The 18769-nt window shown below is 63.6% G+C and carries 20 protein-coding genes and 1 tRNA gene; 10 read left to right on the top strand and 11 right to left on the bottom strand.

Annotated features, from left to right (window positions below; translation table 11 throughout):
* Positions 1-100: 100 nt before the first annotated feature.
* The gene (locus EJ070_RS04735; RefSeq protein WP_126090276.1) at positions 101-1405 is read left to right on the top strand and encodes an IS4 family transposase; all 1305 of its coding nucleotides are present in this window, start codon (positions 101-103) and stop codon (positions 1403-1405) included.
* A 57-nt stretch (positions 1406-1462) separates the two neighbouring features.
* Here EJ070_RS04735 and araD1 read toward each other — a convergent pair whose 3' ends face one another.
* The 4 genes from araD1 to chvE all read right to left on the bottom strand — a co-directional run bounded on the left by araD1 (position 1463) and on the right by chvE (position 6742).
* Entirely contained in the window at positions 1463-2452 is a 990-nt protein-coding gene (araD1, locus tag EJ070_RS04730) for an AraD1 family protein (RefSeq protein ID WP_126090275.1), read from the bottom strand.
* A 207-nt stretch (positions 2453-2659) separates the two neighbouring features.
* Positions 2660-3952, bottom strand: coding sequence for a multiple monosaccharide ABC transporter permease (gene mmsB, locus EJ070_RS04725; protein ID WP_126090274.1), 1293 nt, complete (start codon positions 3950-3952; stop codon positions 2660-2662).
* On the bottom strand, positions 3949-5484 hold the full coding sequence (gene mmsA, locus EJ070_RS04720) for a multiple monosaccharide ABC transporter ATP-binding protein (protein ID WP_126090273.1): 1536 nt from the start codon (positions 5482-5484) through the stop codon (positions 3949-3951). The genes mmsB and mmsA overlap by 4 nt, the downstream gene beginning before the upstream one ends.
* 187 nt (positions 5485-5671) lie before the next feature.
* A complete protein-coding gene (gene chvE / locus EJ070_RS04715) occupies positions 5672-6742 on the bottom strand; it encodes a multiple monosaccharide ABC transporter substrate-binding protein (protein ID WP_126090272.1) in 1071 nt (356 codons plus the stop codon).
* 293 nt (positions 6743-7035) lie between these two features.
* Between chvE and EJ070_RS04710 the strand changes: the two genes are divergently transcribed.
* Both EJ070_RS04710 and EJ070_RS04705 read left to right on the top strand, forming a co-directional pair.
* Positions 7036-8025 (top strand): LysR family transcriptional regulator, encoded by a 990-nt coding sequence (locus tag EJ070_RS04710; RefSeq protein ID WP_126090271.1) that lies wholly within the window; start codon positions 7036-7038, stop codon positions 8023-8025.
* 103 nt (positions 8026-8128) lie between these two features.
* A complete protein-coding gene (locus EJ070_RS04705; protein WP_126090270.1) occupies positions 8129-8464 on the top strand; it encodes a protamine-2 (modular protein) in 336 nt (111 codons plus the stop codon).
* 105 nt (positions 8465-8569) lie between these two features.
* On the opposite strand, the gene EJ070_RS04700 is transcribed toward EJ070_RS04705, so the two are convergent.
* On the bottom strand, positions 8570-8800 hold the full coding sequence (locus EJ070_RS04700) for a hypothetical protein (RefSeq protein WP_126090269.1): 231 nt from the start codon (positions 8798-8800) through the stop codon (positions 8570-8572).
* 46 nt (positions 8801-8846) lie between these two features.
* Between EJ070_RS04700 and EJ070_RS04695 the strand changes: the two genes are divergently transcribed.
* On the top strand, positions 8847-9347 hold the full coding sequence (locus EJ070_RS04695; RefSeq protein ID WP_126090268.1) for a hypothetical protein: 501 nt from the start codon (positions 8847-8849) through the stop codon (positions 9345-9347).
* A gap of 50 nt (positions 9348-9397) precedes the next feature.
* Here the strand turns inward: EJ070_RS04695 and EJ070_RS04690 are convergent.
* Positions 9398-9471, bottom strand: a tRNA-Gly gene (locus EJ070_RS04690).
* A gap of 145 nt (positions 9472-9616) precedes the next feature.
* Here EJ070_RS04690 and EJ070_RS04685 point away from each other — a divergent pair.
* Positions 9617-9880 (top strand): DUF6460 domain-containing protein, encoded by a 264-nt coding sequence (locus EJ070_RS04685; protein WP_126090267.1) that lies wholly within the window; start codon positions 9617-9619, stop codon positions 9878-9880.
* 97 nt (positions 9881-9977) lie between these two features.
* Here the strand turns inward: EJ070_RS04685 and EJ070_RS04680 are convergent, their stop codons facing one another.
* Entirely contained in the window at positions 9978-10880 is a 903-nt protein-coding gene (locus EJ070_RS04680) for a histone deacetylase (RefSeq protein ID WP_126090266.1), read from the bottom strand.
* 138 nt (positions 10881-11018) lie between these two features.
* Here EJ070_RS04680 and EJ070_RS04675 point away from each other — a divergent pair, with 138 nt between their 5' ends.
* Positions 11019-12356 (top strand): MATE family efflux transporter, encoded by a 1338-nt coding sequence (locus tag EJ070_RS04675; RefSeq protein WP_189350382.1) that lies wholly within the window; start codon positions 11019-11021, stop codon positions 12354-12356.
* Positions 12357-12431: 75 nt separating this feature from the next.
* Positions 12432-12956: an STM3941 family protein gene (locus EJ070_RS04670; RefSeq protein WP_126090265.1), complete on the top strand. Its 525-nt coding sequence runs from the start codon at positions 12432-12434 to the stop codon at positions 12954-12956.
* Between the two features lie 37 nt (positions 12957-12993).
* On the opposite strand, the gene EJ070_RS04665 is transcribed toward EJ070_RS04670, so the two are convergent.
* Entirely contained in the window at positions 12994-14070 is a 1077-nt protein-coding gene (locus EJ070_RS04665) for a quinone-dependent dihydroorotate dehydrogenase (protein WP_126090264.1), read from the bottom strand.
* Positions 14067-14417, bottom strand: coding sequence for a DUF952 domain-containing protein (locus EJ070_RS04660; protein ID WP_189350380.1), 351 nt, complete (start codon positions 14415-14417; stop codon positions 14067-14069). Before EJ070_RS04660 ends, EJ070_RS04665 begins: the two co-directional genes overlap by 4 nt.
* 114 nt (positions 14418-14531) lie before the next feature.
* On the opposite strand from EJ070_RS04660, the gene EJ070_RS04655 reads away from it, so the two are divergent.
* Positions 14532-14969 carry a hypothetical protein gene (locus tag EJ070_RS04655; RefSeq protein ID WP_126090262.1) on the top strand — a complete coding sequence of 146 codons (438 nt, stop codon included), beginning with the start codon at positions 14532-14534 and terminating at the stop codon, positions 14967-14969.
* 327 nt (positions 14970-15296) lie between these two features.
* Entirely contained in the window at positions 15297-15956 is a 660-nt protein-coding gene (locus EJ070_RS04650) for a response regulator transcription factor (protein ID WP_126090261.1), read from the top strand.
* A gap of 15 nt (positions 15957-15971) precedes the next feature.
* Here EJ070_RS04650 and EJ070_RS04645 read toward each other — a convergent pair whose 3' ends face one another.
* The gene (locus EJ070_RS04645) at positions 15972-17264 is read right to left on the bottom strand and encodes an MFS transporter (protein ID WP_126090260.1); all 1293 of its coding nucleotides are present in this window, start codon (positions 17262-17264) and stop codon (positions 15972-15974) included.
* A 115-nt stretch (positions 17265-17379) separates the two neighbouring features.
* Positions 17380-18036: an O-methyltransferase gene (locus EJ070_RS04640; protein ID WP_126090259.1), complete on the bottom strand. Its 657-nt coding sequence runs from the start codon at positions 18034-18036 to the stop codon at positions 17380-17382.
* 94 nt (positions 18037-18130) lie between these two features.
* Here EJ070_RS04640 and EJ070_RS04635 point away from each other — a divergent pair, with 94 nt between their 5' ends.
* Positions 18131-18766, top strand: coding sequence for a TetR family transcriptional regulator (locus EJ070_RS04635; RefSeq protein WP_126090258.1), 636 nt, complete (start codon positions 18131-18133; stop codon positions 18764-18766).
* The last annotated feature ends 3 nt before the right edge of the window (positions 18767-18769 follow it).

Here is an 18769-nt window from a genome sequence, read left to right as displayed (position 1 = left end):
TGTATGTGATTCTGTAGCCGCCATTGTTGATTCTGGAGGTTTTGACGATGGCTTCGTTGCTTGGCTACTTCGGCGACCTGCGCCTGCAAAAAAGGGGAGCATGGTTCTGGAGCGCATGTTTGCGCGTGTCAGCACGGGCATGCGCCGGCTGGCCGACACGCGCGCCGAGAAGGTCGCATTCACACGCCTGTTTCGCAATCGCCACGTGAGCACGCAAGAGATCATCCGCACGGCGGCGGCGCGAACCGCCGAACTGGCCGCCGGCCGCCACGTGCTGATCATCGAGGACAGCAGCGAGATCAACTATGAAGCCAAGGCTTCGCGCAAGCGCGGCCTCGGTCGTGTCGGCAATGGCACCGATATCGGGCTGTTCGTGCATCCGGCGTTGGCCGTGGATGCCGTGGACGGCTCGGTCCTTGGCCTTGCAGGCGCCACGATCTGGCGGCGCGAGGCAGAGAAGGCGGATGACTACCAGGCGCTGCCGATCGAAGCCAAGGAAAGCCACAAGTGGATCGGCACCGCCAAGGCGGCATGCCAGGCGCTGACCGACGCGCCGCAGATGACGGTGATCGGCGACCGCGAGGCCGACATCTACGAAGTGTTTGCAAGGCTGCCCGACGAGCGCACCCATGTGCTCATCCGCGCTGTACGGGATCGGGCCTTGGGCACGCGGGGCGAGCGCCTGTTCGGCGCGATCGCCAAGACGCCGGAAGCCGGCCGCATTGCCTTCGAACTGCAGGCCCGACCCGGCCGGCCGGCCCGCACCGTCGAACTGGCCGTTCGCTTCACCGCGGTGAGCTTGCGCCAGCCCCGCCTTGGCGCCGACAGCCGCGATCCGCGCGAACTCACGCTCAACATGGTGGAAGTGCGTGAGATCGATCCACCTTCGGCCAAGGACGCGGTGATCTGGCGGCTGTTGACCACCCACAGCGTCGAAACGCTCGCCGATGCCTGCCGCATCGTCGACCTGTATCGCTCGCGTTGGAGCGTCGAACAGCTGTTTCGGACCGTGAAGTCGCAGGCCATCGATCTGGAGGAAAGTCTCATCGCCGACGGCGATGCACTCGAACGTCTGGCCGCCACCGCTCTGGTCGTCGCCACCAAGGTCATGCAACTCGTACACGGGCGTGGTTCGCCGGGCCAGCGCTTCCAGGCCGCACACCTCTTCGATCCCACCGAGATCACCGTCCTGGAAGTGCTCATCGCCAAGCTTGAAGGCAAGACCCAAAAGCAGAAGAACCCGCACCCCACGCACACGCTCGCCTGGGCCGCCTGGTGTATCGCCAGGCTCGGAGGCTGGAACGGCTACGAAAAGGAACGCCCGCCAGGGCCCATCACCTTCACCCACGGCCTCAGACGCTTCAACGCCATCACAGACGGCTTCGTTCTGGCCTCGCAAAAATGAGCCCGAAGCAAATGTGTGCGCACGCTAGCCCACAAGGGGAGAAGGGAAAGCCGCCCCTCACAACGCCTTCACCGACACCTTCACCGGCTTTTCGATCTCGAGCGGGTTGCGCAGCGGCAGGCCGAAATCCTTGGCCTCGATCTCGAACACGTCGCCGGCCTCTGTCCTGATGCCGTCGGCGAAGGACAGCGTCGCGGTGCCGAACATGTGCACATGCACGTCGCCGGGCTGGCGGAAGGCCGAGTACTTGAAATGATGGTGCTCGAGATTGGCGATGGTGTGCGACATGTTCGCCTCGCCCGACAGGAACGGCTTTTCCCAAAGCAGCTTGCCGCCGCGCCAGATGCGCGATGCGCCCCGGATGTCGGCCGGCAGGTCGCCGATCAGGATTTCCGGTCCGAACGAGGCATTGCGCAGCTTGGAATGGGCGAGGAACAGATAGTTCACCCGCTCGGTCACGTGGTCGGAAAACTCGTTCGATAGCGTGAAGCCGACGCGGAACGGCGCGCCGTCGTCGCCGATGACATAGATGCCGGCGATCTCGGGCTCCTCGCCGGCGTCTTGCGCGAAGGAGGGCGACATCAGCGCGGCGCCGGGCGCAATCGCCATGGTGCCGTTGCCCTTGTAGAACCATTCCGGCTGCACGCCGATCTCGCCCTTTGGCGGCTTGCCGCCTTCCAGCCCCATGCGGAACATCTTCATGGAATCGGTAAGCTGCTCTTCGCCGTCGCTGAGCTTCTTGTGCATGGAATCGCGCGTCGCGGCGGAACCGAGATGCGTCAGTCCGGTCCCGGTAAGGTGGAGATGCGCGGGATCGGGATGGTTGATCGGCGATACCAGGCGTCCCTTCTTGTAGGCGGCGTCGAGGTCGACCGTCTCGCCGTAGCCCTTGCGCTCGATCAGCGCTACGAGGCCGGTGCCGGTGCGCGCCGCCTCCATCGCCAGCGAATAGACGCTGCGCGCGCCGTTGATGACCCGGGTCTTGCCGCCGCTGCGGGCAACGACGCGGATCGTCTCGGCGTCGTCGAGGATCTGGGAAATCAGCATGATGAGCCCTCTCTCTTTTGTCTTGGCCCGGCTGCCGATGGGCAAACCCTGACCGGCGCGGCCCGGAACCGATCCGTGCCACGGTTGAAACTCTTCGTCCGGATTGCGCTCGCGAGTGTGGTCCTTCAGAGGACTTCTGACGCCGACGGGTTGCCGGCAGCTCCGCGATCTAGAACCCGTATGCCTCCTAAATCCTCGCTCCCGGCCTTAAGCCTTGTTCTTGTTGTAGACGTCGAAGATGACGGCGCCGAGCAGCACCAGGCCCTTGACCACCTGCTGCCAGTCGACATTGACGCCCATGATCGACATGCCGTTGTTCATCACGCCCATGATGAAGCCGCCGACCACGGCGCCGATCACCTGCCCGACGCCGCCCATCGCCGAGGCGCCGCCGATGAAGACGGCCGCGATCACGTCGAGCTCGCTGCCGAGGCCGGCGGCCGGCACGGCCTGGCCGAGGCGCGCCGCGATGATCAGGCCGCCGAGCGCCGACAGCACGCCCATGTTGATGAAGACCAGCAGCGTCAGCCTTTCGGTGTTGATGCCCGAAAGTTGTGCCGCCTTGGCATTGCCGCCCATCGCATAGATGCGGCGGCCGATGGTCATGCGCTTGGTGACGAAGACGAACAGCGAGATGAGCACGCCCATCACCAGCAGCACCACCGGCAGGCCCCTGTAGCTGGCGAACTGGACGACCAGGAACAGCGCCAATGCGCTGCCGACCAGCGTCTTGATGACGAACAGCGGGAAGGGCTCGGCCTCGTAGCCATGACGCTCACGCTTGCGGCGGGCCCTCAGCCCGAAATAGGCATAGGCCAGAACGGCGATGAGGCCGAGCACGATCGTCGTCATGTGCAGCGTAAGCCCGCTGCCGACGATGGTCTTGCCGGCGGCATTCACCGTCGGCGGGATCAGCGTCAGCGGCCCGATCACGTCCGGAATGAAGCCCGAGCTCAGCGCTTTGAAGCCGTCCGGAAGCGGTCCGACCGACGAGCCGCCGCCCAGCAGCGCCTGGCAGATGCCGCGGAAGATCAGCATGCCCGCCAGCGTCACGATGAAGCTCGGTATCCGGTGATAGGCGATCCAATAGCCTTGCGCCGCGCCTATGAGGGCGCCCACGATCAGGCACACGATCGAGACCACGAGCGGGTTGCTGAATATTCCGAGCGGCCAGATGACCATCATCATCGCCGCCAGCGCGCCGATGAAGCCCGCCACCGACCCGACGCTGAGGTCGATATGGCCGGAAACGATGACCAAAAGCATCCCCAGCGCCATCACGATGATGAACGAGTTCTGCTGCACCAGGTTGCTGAGGTTGACCGGTTTGAACAGCGTTCCCGAGGTCGTGTACTGGAAGAACAGCATGATGACGATCAGCGCGATGATCAGGCCGTATTCGCGCAGGTTCGTCGTCAGCGCCGAGACGGCGACGCGCGGACCCTGCTTGACGTCTTCGGCAGCGCCGGTCTGCGGTGCGGGAGCGCTTTCTGTGCTCATGATGCTTTTTTTCCTTCTCCGCGAACGATGGCTCGCATGATCTTTTCCTGGCTGGCGTCACTTGCCGCCATTTCGCCGACGATGCGCCCTTCGTTCATGACATAGATGCGGTCGGTGATGCCGAGCAATTCCGGCATTTCCGACGAGATGACGATGATCGCTTTGCCCTCGGCGGCGAGGCGGGCGATGATCGTATAGATTTCGTACTTGGCGCCGACGTCGATGCCGCGCGTCGGCTCGTCGAGGATCAGCAGCTCCGGGTCGGCGAACAGCCATTTCGACAGCACCACCTTCTGCTGGTTGCCGCCCGAGAGATTGCCGGTCAGTTGGTAGACGCTGGAGGCGCGGATGTTGGTCTTCTTGCGATAGTCGTTGGCCACGCTCATTTCGCGCATGTCGTCGATGACGCCGCGGCTCGAAACGCCGCCAAGGTTGGCGAGCGTCACATTGTGCTTGATATGATCGATGAGGTTGAGGCCGTAGGTCTTGCGGTCCTCGGTGACATAGGCGATGCCATTTGCCACCGCCTTGCTCACCGTCGAAAGATCGACGGGCTTGCCTCGGTGCAGGACCTCGCCGGTGATATGCCGGCCGTAGGAGCGCCCGAACAGGCTCATCGCGAATTCGGTTCGGCCGGCGCCCATCAATCCGGCGATGCCGACCACCTCGCCCTTGCGCACATTGAGGTTGACGTTCTTGATCACCTGCCGCTCGGCATGGATCGGGTGGAAGACCGACCAGTCCTTGACCTCGAAGACCACCTCACCGATGTTCGGCTCGCGCGGCGGGTAGCGGTCGTCGAGCGACCGACCGACCATCGAGGTGATGATGCGGTCTTCGCTGATGTCGTTCCTGGGCAGGGTCTCGATGGTGCGCCCGTCGCGGATCACCGTGACCTTGTCGGCGACGCGGTTCACCTCGTTGAGCTTGTGGGAGATCAGGATCGAGGTCATGCCCTGCCGCTTGAACTCGAGCAGGAGGTCGAGCAGCGCCTGGCTGTCCTTCTCGCTGAGCGAGGCGGTCGGCTCGTCGAGGATCAGGAGCTTCACTTCCTTGCTCAGCGCCTTGGCGATCTCGACCAGCTGCTGCTTGCCGACGCCGATATTGGTGATCAGGGTCTTGGGATCTTCCTTGAGGCCCACCTTTTTGAGCAGGGCGCCGGTTCGCTTCTCGTTGGCGTTCCAGTCGATGACGCCGTAGGTGGCGTGTTCGTTGCCGAGGAAGATGTTTTCCGCGATCGACAGCATCGGCACCAGGGCAAGCTCCTGGTGGATGATGACGATGCCGATATGCTCGCTGTCATGGATGCCCTTGAAGTGGCATTCCTGGCCGCGGAAAATGATTTCGCCCTCATAGGTTCCGGACGGATAGACGCCCGACAGCACCTTCATCAGCGTTGATTTGCCGGCGCCGTTCTCGCCGACGATGGCGTGGATTTCTCCTTCTTCGACGCTGAGGGTGACGTTCGACAGCGCCTTCACGCCGGGGAACGTCTTGGTGATGTCGCGCATCTCCAAAATCGTCGAGGCCATCAGGAATTCCACTCCCTGGCGCATGCCTTCCCTTTGGAAAGCATCATGCGCGAAATCAACATACTGCAGCCTTGTCCGCGCCGCGACGGCGCATGGCACTGCAGAAGCCGGCAAAAACAATACCGGGGTCGCTTCTGAACGAAAAGGGGCCCTGCGTCGCGCAGGACCCCTCGTTTTCCAAGCCGGATTACTTCAGCTCGTCGGCCTTGATGTAGCCGGAGTCGACGACCTGCGCCTGGTAGTTCGACTTGTCGACGTCATGCGGCGTCAACAGGATCGAGGGAACGACCTTGACGTCGTTGTTGTAGGTCTTGTCGTCGAGGCCGTCGGGCTTGCCGCCGGAGAGCACCTTGTCGACCAGCTGCACGGTGGCCTTGGCCAGCTCGCGGGTGTCCTTGAACACCGTCGAATACTGCTCGCCCGAGATGATCAGCTTGACCGAGGCGGTCTCTGCGTCCTGGCCGGTCACGATCGGCCAGGGCTGTGCGTCCGTGCCGTAACCGACGGCGCGCAGCGAGGCCGTGATGCCGCGCGACAGGCCGTCATAGGGCGACAGAACGCCATCGACGCGGCTGCCGTCCGAGTACTTGGCCGAGAGCAGGTTGTCCATGCGGGCCTGCGCGGTGGCGGCGAGCCAGCGCAGCGTGCCGACCTTGTCCATGCCCATCTGGCCGGACTTGATCTTGATCGAGCCGTCGTCGATCAGCGGCTGCAGGACGGACATCGCGCCGTTGTAGAAGAAGAAGGCGTTGTTGTCGTCGGGCGAGCCGCCGAACAGTTCGACGTTCCATGGCTTGGTGTTCGGGAAGCGCTCCTTGAGGCCCTTGACCAGGGAATTCGCCTGGATCACGCCGACGCCGAAATTGTCGAAGGTGGTGTAGTAGTCGACGTTCGGGGTCTTCTTGATCAGGCGGTCATAGGCGACGGTAACCACGCCGGCATCATTGGCCTTCTGCAGCGCATCGGCCATGGTGGTGCCGTCGATCGAGGCGATGATCAGCGCCTTCGGGCCCTTGGTGATTTCATTTTCCAGCTGGCTGAGCTGGTTCGGAATGTCGTCCTGCGCATACTGCAGGTCGACCGTGTAGCCGAGCGCTTCGAGCTGGGACTTGACGGCGTCGCCGTCGTTGATCCAGCGCTGCGAGGTCTTGGTCGGCATCAGCACGCCGACGATACCCTTGTCGGCGGCGTGTGCCGAATAGGTCATGGCAGCGACGCCAAGGGCCGCGACGGCGGCCAGTGTCTTGATGATCTTCACATTACTCTCCCTGGTTGATGGACGCGACACCTCGGGGCTTCGCGGGCCGCGCAGCCGAGCAGGAGCGCGGTCGCGCCTCTGTCGGCTTTATCGATCTCCGGTATCCTCCCAATCGGCCCCGCGACGCAGTTTCAATCGATACGATTTTGCTCGTTGCCGACCGTTGCGCCTCGGAACGCGCGAAGGGTGGGTTCCTTTGACATAACTGTCAAATGCGATCTTTGGTGGTTGCTATACCGAAACCGGTATGGTTTAGCATGCGGCAGGAAGCTGGCGAAAAGGCTGGAAGATCCATGGCAGCGTTACGCGATCCTGATGCGATTTCAGTAACTTACGAGAAGATCCCGGGAGACGGTGAGCCGCTCCTGCGCAGCGGCCTGAGCCTGCGCCATATGCGCATGATCGCCGCCCTTGACGATCACGGACGGGTGAGCGCCGCCGCCCAGGTCATGAACATCTCCCAGCCGGCCGCCTCGCGCATGATCGCCGAGATGGAGGCGGTGCTCGCGGTCAAGTTGTGCGAGCGGCTGCCGCGCGGCGTGACGCTGACCCCTTACGGCCAAGCGCTCGCCCGGCGCGCCCGCTCGATCCTGCTCGAGATGCGCGAAGCGGACCGCGAGATTTTGGAGCTCAAGGCCGGCAAGGGCGGCTCGGTGTTCCTCGGCGCCGTGACCGCGCCGGCAATCGAACTGGCCGTGCCGGCGATTCGCGAGATTCGTCGCCTCTACCCGCGCATCGAGATCACCATGCAGGTCGAGACGTCGAACGTGCTCGCCCGCGAGTTGATCGCCTCCCGCCACGACTTCATCATCGCCCGCATTCCAGACGACCTCAATCCGCGGCTGTTCGAATCGCGCGTCATCGGCATCGAGAAGGCCTGCCTGATCGTGCGCAGGGGCCATCCGCTTGCCAGCGGCAAGATGGTCGGTCTCGAGGAGACGGCCGCCTATGACTGGGTGTTCCAGTCCGGCGGCTCGCCGCTGCGCCAGGCGATGGAAAGCAATTTCCTGAACCGCAACATCCCGCTTCCCGACCGCATCCTCAACACCTCCTCGCTGCTCTTGACGCTGGTGATGGTGGCGCAGTCCGATGCCATCGCCCCGGTTTCGGTCCAGGTGGCCAAGTTCATCCAGAGCGCCGACGGACTGGCCGGCGCAATCGACGTCGTCCAGACCGAGTTCGACATCGAAGTCAGGCCCTACAGCCTGATAACGGTCAAGAACCGCGTGCTCTCGCCGGCGGCCAAGATGCTGCACGACTTCATCCTGCGCGAAGTGGGATAGGGAACGAGAATGCTACCTGCGCGTTCAAACCGATCGGCAGCGCGCTGGAGCCTGTTCCGGGTGAGGGGTGAGTTGTCGATGCTCAACAGCTCGGGAGGTTTTGATGGAACGTCGGTTGTTTCTGACTGGAATGCTTGGCGTTGCGGGGGCAGCAGCACTTGCAAGCCTCGCCGGACCAAGCAAGGCAGTCGCCGGTATTCCGGGCGGCAACGGAATCCTAGATGAGCTCGACAAGCCGGATCCAACCGTCTTCGAGGACGGGGAGGATAAAGCCGAACTGGAGCAGGTTTACCATCGTTATTGGCATCATGGGTATTACGGCCGTCGTCGCCGCAGGCGGCGGCGCGTGTGGAGACGGGTTTGCCGCCGCTATTGGCGCCATGGCTATTGGCGTCGCCGCTGCTGGCGTGAACGCGTCTGGATCGGCATCTGGCTCTAGGGGGCCATAGCGGTTCAGCCTTTTGAAAGAGGCGCTGATCCGCTCCAAGCAGTTCCAGGCAATTCCGGACGGGAAATCGCTGTTTCCTGGAATTGTCTCACCAACTCAACAGCCGGCCATCGCAAGGTGGCCGGCTTCCGTTTCACCATAATCGCGCGATTGTTCTCCTGCGGCAGCCCAGTCCGTCATGCTTGCGGCGACATGCGCTTGTTTCACGCTTTCGATGAACGTGATGGCTCCTTTCGGAATGCGGTCGAAAAGCGCCTTGATTTTCCAGAAACCCTGCTGTTGAGAGAGAGCGGGCAGTGGGCGGACCTGGAAGTTCGATGTTTTCAAAGCTGCCTGTTGTTAACCATCTCGATGTTAGCCTTGGTCTCGCTGGATGAGCGAGGCCAACAAGATGTACGCCGATCCTCAGCGGATTGGGTGGAGATTGATAGCCAGGGCGATAGCTTTATTCGCCGCTTTGCTGACAACGCTGCCCGCGGATGCGGAGACGGTGCGCGGCAGTCCCGGCGGCCAGATCATAGTTTTCGCCTTGCACGTTGCCAAACTGCGAGCCGCCGACGAGCCGGTGGCCTTCGACGGCGCGTGCGACAGCGCCTGCACGCTCTATTTGTCCCTGCCTGCCGACCGGCTCTGCGTCACCCCGCGCGCCTCCTTCGGTTTCCACCTGCCCTATGGCGTAGGCGCTGAGCAGAACGCAGTCGCCGCCGATTACCTGATCTCGCAATATCCCGACTGGGTGCGGCAGTGGATCGGAGAGCACGGCGGCCTGTCGCGCACCATCGTGCGGATGGAAGCCGACGAGGCCGCAAAGCATCTCCCCCCATGCGGGACTCTGGCACAAGCCACGACAATCGCGTTCGCCTCCAGCCGCTGAAGGACACTCTGCTCTGATCGCGGCGGGTGCGCCGGCATTGTTGTGTGGCATGGAGCGGGTAGCGGGAATCGAACCCGCGCGTTCAGCTTGGGAAGCTGACAAGCTACCATTACATCATACCCGCGCAGCAGCCTCGTTACCATGACGGCGGGGCCTCAAGCAATCGGCAAAGCTGCATCCGCGGCCGCTCTGCTTGATGCCGCACGACCGAGTGCGTATTTCTGAAGTCGCGCTGCCGAATCGGGGCAGCTTGAACCCGGAGAACGGCCTTGTCCGCACTGACACGCTTCCTCGGCGATACGCTACTCAGGGTGCTCGTGAAGCTGCTGGTGGTTTCCTTCCTCGTCGGCCTCGTCATGCACGCCTTCGGCTGGTCGCCGATGGACGTCTTCTACGGCATCCGCCAGTTCTTCATCGATTTGTGGAATCTCGGCTTCCACGCCATCGACCGCTTCCTGGGCTATATCCTGCTCGGTGCCGCGATCGTCGTGCCGGTCTTCATCCTGCTCAGGATCGCCAGCTATCGAAAATAAAGCGTGATCCCGAACCGAAGGACCGCGAAGCGAAAAGTGGTTGCCGGTTTTTGTTTCGCTGACCCCGGCCCGGAAAAGATCATGCTCCAATTGATACTCAGGCGTAGCGGGCCGCGGCCTCGAACAGGATGGCGTGACGCGCGGCAAGGGCCGGCACATCGGTCGAATAGCCGCCGCCGATGACCCCGCACAGCGGAATGCCGCGGGCCTTGAAATGGGCGATCACCATCTCGTCCCGGGCACGCAGGCCTTGGTCGGAGAGCGCCAGCCGGCCAAGCCTGTCCTCGGCATGGACATCCACGCCGGCATTGTAGAAGACGATATCCCAGCGCCTTGCTTCCGATAGTTCCGGCAGGATGGCGCCGAGCCGATCGAGATAGGCGGCATCGCCGGTGCCGTCGGGCAAGGCGACATCGAGGTCGGAGGCGATCTTGCGCAGCGGATAGTTGCGCTCGCCATGCATGGAAAAGGTGAAGGCGCGGGGTTCATCCTTCAGGATGTCCGCCGTGCCGTCGCCCTGGTGCACGTCGAGATCGACGATCAGGATGTTTTCGACGGCGCGCTCCGCAAGCAGCGCCAGCGACGCGACGGCTACGTCGTTGAAAGTGCAGAAGCCGGCGCCTTGCATGCGCCGGGCGTGATGGCTGCCGCCGGCGGCGTTGCAGGCTATGCCGTGTCTCAGCGCCAGCCTTGCGGCCAGCACCGTGCCGGCGGTGGCAAGCTGTGCCCTGAGCGAAACGCGCTGCCCGACCGGAAAACCGATCTCGCGCTCGATCTTTTCCGGCACTTCGCAAGCCAGCACCTGGTCGACATAGTCTTCAGCATGCGCCAGCTTCAGCCATGCCGGCGGCGCCGGCTCCGGCGTCGAAAGCGCGTCCTGCACGGCCAGCCCACAGTTCCGCAAAGCTTCCATGAGCAGCGGATATTTGCTCATCGGAAACCGGTGGTTGACGGCAAAGCCGGCGTCGTAGTCGGGATGGTGGACGATCTGCAAGGGCATGATGAGGGCGGCCTGCGCCAGTCTTCCTGCGCCAGTCCGGGAATTCGGTTGACCGCCGCTGGATGGCGATTGCACGGCAGCCGCAAACTGGGGCACATCGGCCGTGCGATCAAGCCGCAACGAGCGAGGCAGCAGTCCTTGGACAAGGGCGCGACCCAGATCAACGCCAGATCCTTCATCGTCACCAACCGATCGGTGCTGGCGATTGCCGGGCCGATGACGCTCGCCTATCTGACGACGCCACTGCTCGGCATCGTCGATACCGCGGTGGTCGGGCAGTTCGGCGACGCGGCCCTTCTCGGCGGCTTGGCGGCGGGAGCGCTGGTCTTCGACGTCGTGTTCACCACCTTCAACTTCCTGCGCTCCGGCACCACCGGCCTTGTTGCACAGGCCTTCGGGCGCGGCGATCCGTTGGAGGAGCAGGCGGTGCTCTGGCGGGCCGTGCTGATCGCGGTCGTCGCCGGCGTCGTGCTTGCGGCACTTGCGCCGCTCTTTGCCGTGGCCGGCCAGTGGTTCATGGGCGCCGAGCCGCGCGTCAGTGCCGCGATGTCGGTCTATATCCGCATCAGGCTGCTCGCCGCGCCCTTCTCGCTCGTCAACTACGCCATACTGGGCTACGTGCTGGGGCGCGGCGAAGGCGGGCTGGGGTTGATGCTGCAGGCGGTGCTCAACGGCATCAACATCCTGCTTTGTTTCCTGCTCGGCCTGGAGCTCGGCTGGGGCGTCGCCGGTGTTGCCTGGGCGACCGTCACCGGCGAGTTCCTGGCGATGCTGCTCGGCCTTGCCATCGTGCTTGCGCGGTTCCGCAAGCTGGAGCGGCCGTCGCGCCGGCGCATCCTCGACCTGCCGGCCTACAGGCGCATGCTGTCGCTCAACCGCGACATCATGATCCGCTCCTTCTCGCTGCTCGCCGCCTTCGCGTTGTTCACCAGGCAGGGCGCGCAGTTCGGCACGGTGACGCTCGCCGCCAACGCCGTGCTGATGAACTTCTTCCTCGTCGCCGGCTATTTCCTCGACGGTTTTGCCACCGCCGCGGAGCAGCTTGCCGGCCGCGCCATCGGCGCGCATGCGGCGACGCCCTTCCGTCAGGCCGTGCGGCTGACCTTGATCTGGGGTTTCGGTCTCGCTGGCGCCGCCAGCCTTGTTCTGCTGACCGCCGGTGCCAGCCTGGTGGCGCTGGTGACCACGGCGCCGGAGGTCCGCGCGGTCGCCGACACCTATCTGCCCTGGGCCGCCTTCACGGCGCTGAGCGGCGTGCTGGCGTTCCAGATGGACGGCGTCTTCATCGGCGCCACCTGGTCGCGCGACATGCGCAACATGATGCTCGTGTCGTTCCTCGCCTTCAGCGCCGCGCTCATCACGCTGGCGCCGGCCTTCGGCAACAGCGGCCTGTGGGCGGCACTGCATGTCTTCCTGCTGGTGCGTGGGTTGAGCCTGCTCGCGGTGCTGCGGCTCAGGGTGCGCACGGCATTTTAGCCGTTTCTGTAGAAAGGGGAGCTAGATTGTTCTATATTGCTAGAGTTGCGGGTGTCTAGCATATAGGGGGAAACAATGAGCGGGGAGCTTCAGCAAGTAGAGCCTATGATCATAAAAGGGTCACGCACGAAAGGATTTTTATGCCTCGTCCCAAGCGCAGCCTTTGTTTGGCTAGGAGCTTATTTGATCCGGGATTATATGAATAAACCAATATTCGCGGCGCTCAAAATGATTGTGGCGGGTTCGCTTGGCATATCCTTCTTTGGGCTGTGCTCACTGATTTTCGCCTGGTTGATCATCCGGCCGCACTTTTTAATCTTGGATGGCGGCGGGTTCACGGTTGGCGGCGGTCTTATTCGGACGCCATTCAAAATTGCCTGGCAGGATGTTCAGGGTTTCCATATCCGCAGGCAGAGACGATCTAAGGCGGTCGGGTTTCGCTTCGAACCTAGCGCCAAGCCCCGATCTGATGGGAGACCCAGAATTGAGGGTGGTCTCCCCCGGGGCTGGCGTCTATCAACGGAAAAGATGGTCGAGACCCTGAATTCCTACCGGCTGCAGGCGTTGCATGGTGAGCTGAGTCAGTCCTCGACCAGCTGAGTGAGTTCGCTTTGGAGATGCCGCTCGGAGCGGCTTCCTAAAGTGATCTAGCGGCCCAGGCGTCAACTCTGCTGTCGCGTAGCTCACGCAGCGAAGTCAGTCTTTCCCTTTCCACAAACCGCGCCATGCCGGCAACGATGCGGCCAGGCAGCGCCGGGCCGGCATAGATCATGCCGGTGTAGAGCTGGACCAGGTCGGCGCCGGCGCGGGTCTTCTCCAGTGCGGTTTCGGCCGAGTCGACGCCGCCGACGCCTATGATGGCCATCTCCGGGCCGAGCAGCTTGCGCATCCGGGCGAGCACCGCGGTCGAGCGCTCGAACAGCGGTTTGCCCGACAGCCCCCCGGTTTCGCCTGCAAGACTTGCGCTGCGCAATCCAGCCCGCGAGAGCGTCGTGTTGGAGACGATGACCCCGTCGATCTCTTTCTCGATGACCTCGGCGGCGACGTCCTCCAGCTCCGCCTCGGCGAGGTCCGGCGCGATCTTGAGGAAGATGGGCGGGTGCGCCGCCGCTTTCGCCCGTGCCGCCATCACTCGCGACAGGAGCTCGCCGAGCTGCTCGCGCGCCTGCATGTTGCGCAGGCCCGGCGTGTTGGGCGAGGAGATATTGACGGTGAGGTAGCTGGCGTAGGGCGCGAAGCGGGCCACCCCGCGCTCATAGTCGCCGATGCGGTCGGCGCTGTCTTTGTTCGCGCCGATGTTGACGCCGACGATACCCTCGCGCCCCTTGCGCGCCGCAAGGCGCTTTTCGGCGGCAGCGTGGCCTTCATTGTTGAAGCCCAGCCGGTTGATCACCGCTTCGTCCGCGGTCAGCCGGAAGATGCGTGGCTTCGGGTTGCCTCGCTGCGGCAGCGGCGTGATCGTGCCGACCTCGGCGAAGCCGAAGCCGAGCTTGAGCAGCGCGTCCGGCACCTCGGCATTCTTGTCGTAGCCGGCCGCCATGCCGAGCGGGTTCGGGAAATCGAGCCCGCAAAGGCTGACCATGAGCCGCGCGTCTCGCATGGGAGGTGAGGCAACCGGCAGGCCGCATCTCAGTACCGCAATCGACATGCCATGCGCGGTTTCCGGATCGAATGAGAAAAGCAGTTTCTGGCCGATCCGGTCGAGCAGGCTCATTCGCCCTCCAGCGCTGAAAATTGATGCGAGCCATCCGCGCCGAGCGGCAGCGGCTTAACCCAGAGAACGGCATCGAGGTCGAGCGGAGCGTAAAGGTGCGGGAACAGCGCGCCTCCGCGCGACACCTCGTATTTCAAGGCCGTGCCCAGCTTTGCTTCGTCGATCGCGATCAAAAGCAGATCCGCCTGGCCGGCGAAATGCTTGGCGGCGGTCTCGCGCACCTGCGCCGCGGTCGAGAAATGGATGAAGCCGTCGGCAATGTCGATCGGCGCTCCAGTGAAGCGGCCGTTCCGCTCCGCTTCGCGCCACATGGCTTCAGGAGCGATCTTGTAGATAATCTGAGACATTGTCGCGCTATAGTCCGAACGAACCATGGGGGAAAGGGTACTTCCGAACTCTTCCCCATTTCAGGCGCAAACCTGTCATATTCTTGGCTCAACGGCTCATGGAGGATAAACAACATGCGTCTGCAGCATATCGTGATTTCGGCGGCGCTTTGCTCGCTGGTTGCGGCGTCGGCCTATTCCGAGGAGACCGACCGTTACCGGCTGGAAAAGTCGGCCAACGGCTATGTCCGCATGGACACCCAGACCGGCGCCATGTCGATCTGCGAGGAGCGCTCCGGCCAGCTCGTCTGCAAGATGGCGGCCGACGAGCGCGCCGCCTTCCAGGACGAGATCGACCGGCTGCAAGGTTCGGTGAAGGCGCTCGACGAGCGCGTCGCCAAGCTCGAGAATTCGCTCTCCGCCCAGCTTGAATCCAAGCTGCCCAGCGAGGAGGATTTCAACAAGACGATGAGCTACATGGAGCGCTTCTTCCGCAGCTTCATGGACATCGTCAAGGACATGGACAAGGAGAACGGCGACGGTGGCGCCAAACCCGCTCCGCAAAAGACCTGAAATGCCCTGAGCAATTCCAGGAAAAGTGGGTAGCGGTTTTCCGTCCGGAATTGCGACAAGACAAAGAGAGCAATTCCAGGAAAAGTGCGTAGTGGTTTTCCGTCCGGAATTGCGACGACAAAGAGAGCAATTCCAGGAAAGTGCGTAGCGGTTTTCCGCCCGGAATTGCGCAAAAATCAGAGCGGTTCTGTGTTTCCGTGAAAAAGACCGCTCTGGGGAAAAATCTCCGCGCGGCCTTTGCCGCTTGAAAATGCGCCGCGCCGCCGCATAATCGTTCCGATCCCGCAAAAAGCATTATAATCAGCGATGGGATCCGGGGAGGAATATTTGCCGTCGGGCTACACTTTCGTCATTGCCGACGATCATCCGCTGTTTCGCGGCGCGCTGAAGGAGGCGCTTGCCGGCCTTGGCGACGTCGCCGCCATCCATGAGGCCGGCGATTTCGAAAGCGCCAAGGCGCTCGTCCTTGCCAATGAAGACATCGACATGGTGCTGCTCGACCTGTCGATGCCGGGCGCCAGCGGCTTGTCGGGTCTCATCTCGCTGCGCGGCATCCATCAGTCGGTGCCGCTGGTGGTGGTGTCGGCGCACGACGATCCCGTCACAATCCGCCGCGCGCTCGATCTGGGCGCTTCCGGCTTCATCTCCAAATCGGCCAGTATGGAGGAGATACGCAACGCGGTGCAGGCTGTGCTTGCCGGCGACATCGCCGCGCCCGCCGGGGTCGAGCTCGGTGTCGAGCGCGATCCGGAAATCTCCGACCTGATCAAGCGGCTGCAGGCGCTGACGCCGCAGCAGACGCGGGTGCTCGGCATGCTGGCGGAAGGCCTGCTCAACAAGCAGATCGCCTATGAACTCGGCGTCTCCGAAGCCACCATCAAGGCGCATGTCTCCGCCATCCTGCAGAAGCTCGGCGTCGACAGCCGCACCCAGGCGGTCATCCAACTCTCCAAGATCGGCGGCGACCCGCTGCAGCCGGTGGGCTGAGGCCGGACTTCGGCATCAGGATTGCTCCTCCGTTGCCGGGCTTGTTGACCAGGTCGTTGATCTCTCGGGTCCGCCGGATTCCGCATCGAAACCTGCACCCGAAAAGTTGCGCGCTCTTCCGATCGCGACGCCGAGGCCGAGCGACGCGATCGCCACCAGCGGGATGCCGGCGATCCAGGGCAGCCGCGGCGCGAGCGCATAGAGCGCGGTGCCGATCGAAGGTCCGAGCGAGTCCTTGAGGTCGACCGCCACCGACGAAGCCGCCATGTAGGAGGCGCGCCGTGCTGCGGGTGCGAGTGCATTGACGGCAGTCGGCACGAGCGGCCCGACCAGCATCTGCGCCACCGAGCAGAGGCTCACCGCGGCAATCAGCGACAGCATCGCCGGCGACGCCGCGAGCAGGACAAAGGCGGCAATGGTCGAGAGGCCCGCGCCCACCGTCAGCCAGAGCGCGGATCGCGCCTCGGCAAAGCCGCTCACCAGCATCTGCAGGCCGACCGTCAGTGCCGCCGCATAGGCAAACAGCGTGCCGACGCCGGACGGGCTGAGCGTGTCGGCATCCTGCGCATAGAGCGGGATCACGGCCTCGATCCAGTTGCCGGAAATCTCGAACAGCACGACCCAGAGGAGCAGCTTCGCCAGGCGGCCGTCGCGGAAGGCCGGCAGCAGCGCCGACAGGCCCTCTTCTTCTTCCTCGTCGTCCTGATCGCCGGCTGCGTGAGCTCCGCTGCCGATCGTCTCCGCGAGCGCTATCAGCATCACGGTGCCGCCCAGGATGAGCATGCCGCCACCGGCGAGGAACACGGTGCTGAGCGATATGAGCGCGAGCAGGGCGCCGCAGGCCGGTCCGAGGATCTGCCCGGCGCTCGAGCTCACACGCGCCATGCTGAACCAGCGCGGGTGCGCGGAAGGCTCGGTCACATCGGCGATCGCGGTGAGAATCGTCGGATGGAGCACCGACTCGCATATGCCGGTCAGGATGAGCACAACGGCAGTGGCGACAACACCATGGACGAAAAATAGGGCGATGAAGCCGCATCCGACGCCGAGCGATGAGAGAATCAGCACCGGACGGCGGCCGACCCGATCGGCAATCCCGCCGATGAGCGGCGCCGCAATCAGCTCTCCGCCCGCATAGCAACCGAACAGCAGGCCGATCGCGCCGACTGGAATGCCGGCCTCTCTGCTGGCCCAGAGCGGAAAGAACGGCACCAGCGCGCCGTCGGCGAAACCGGCGCAGAAGAAGAGGAACAGGCCGAGCAGCGCCGGGCGCGGCAGCCCGCGCCAGGAGGACGAAAATGTGGTCATGATGTCACCTACGCGTCAAAGGCCCGAAGGCCGGGATGGCGCGTTGGCTGACGTGAACGCCTACGGCCGCTCAACGAGCAGCGTGAGTAGTTGGTCTGCTTGTGCCGGGTTTTGGTCAGCCGAGCCGCATCGACAGTTCCACGTCGTCGCCGAACGACGTCGACAAGTAGTCGCCTGTCGGCGAGCGCACCCGCTCCAGATATTCGGGAGAGAAGTCGGCGTTGTCGGCGATGACCAGCGCGCCTGGCCTCAGTCGGCTCTCGACCAGGCTAAGGATCTCCGGATAGAGCGCCTTGGCGCCGTCAAGCAGCAGGAGGTCTATCCGGTCCGGCAGGTCCCTGGCCAGCGTCTCCAGCGCGTCGCCTTCGCGGATCTCGACAAGATCGAGAAGGCCGCCGTCGGCGAGATTGGCCTTGGCGCGTACCACCTTGGAGGGCTCGAACTCCGTCGTGATAAGGCGGCCGCCGCCATTGTCCCTGAGCGCCGCGGCAAGGTAGAGCGTCGAGATGCCGAACGAGGTGCCGAACTCGACGATGATGCGCGCGCCGGTGCTGCGCGCCAGCATGTAAAGCAGCGTGCCGGTCTCCGGCGAAACCGCGAGCCAGAGGTCCTTCAGGCTGCCGTAGAAATTGAGATATTCGGTCTTGCTGCCGAGGAGGCGCGCCCGTTCCTCCCGCGAGTACTGGACTATCGCGGGGCTGGTCGCCGCGGCGGCTTCGTTGAACAGGCGGGCGAGCAGCGGCGCGAGCGGGGTTCCGGTAAGGGTCGTCATGGCTGTCTCCAGTCGGGAACAAATGCTTTCTTGTGTCGTCCGAAAAAATACGAATAATCCTTCAGGTTTCCAATTCGCATTCCCGAGCGCGGCCATGATCCAACGCCCAAGCCCTTCAATTTCCACCCGAAAACAGCCCAAACAGGCCCGCGCGACGGAGCTCGTCGCGGCGATTCTGCAGGCAGCTGCTCAGGTTTTGGCGAGCGAAGGCGCGCAGCGTTTCACCACCACGCGCGTGGCCGAGAAGGCCGGCGTCAGCGTCGGCTCGCTCTATCAATATTTCCCCAACAAGGCGGCGCTTCTCTTCCGGCTGCAGAGCGACGAATGGCGGCAGACGACCGATCTTTTGTGTGACATCCTCGAGGATGTCGAAATCCCGCCGCTGGAACGGATACGCACGCTGGTGCATGCCTTCATCCGCTCCGAATGCGACGAGGCGGCGGTTCGTGGTGCGCTGGACGATGCAGCACCCCTCTATCGCGACGCGCCCGAGGCGCAGGAGGCAAGGGCCACGGCGAACGGCACGGTTGAGGCCTTCATGCGAGAGACGCTGCCCGAAGCCGCGGATGATGCCCGCGCCATGGCCGGCCAACTGATCATAAAAACTCTCAGCGCCATGGGGGCCGACTTTTCGGAAAACCCGCGAACAGAGGCTGAGATCGAAGATTATTCCGACGCCCTTGCCGACATGTTCTGTGCCTATCTCAGGAGTCTGGGGCACCAAGGATAGGCA

It is taken from the genome of Mesorhizobium sp. M1E.F.Ca.ET.045.02.1.1 (assembly GCF_003952485.1).
Taxonomy (GTDB): Bacteria; Pseudomonadota; Alphaproteobacteria; order Rhizobiales; family Rhizobiaceae; genus Mesorhizobium.
This window is presented reverse-complemented; position numbering and strand designations above follow the sequence as displayed.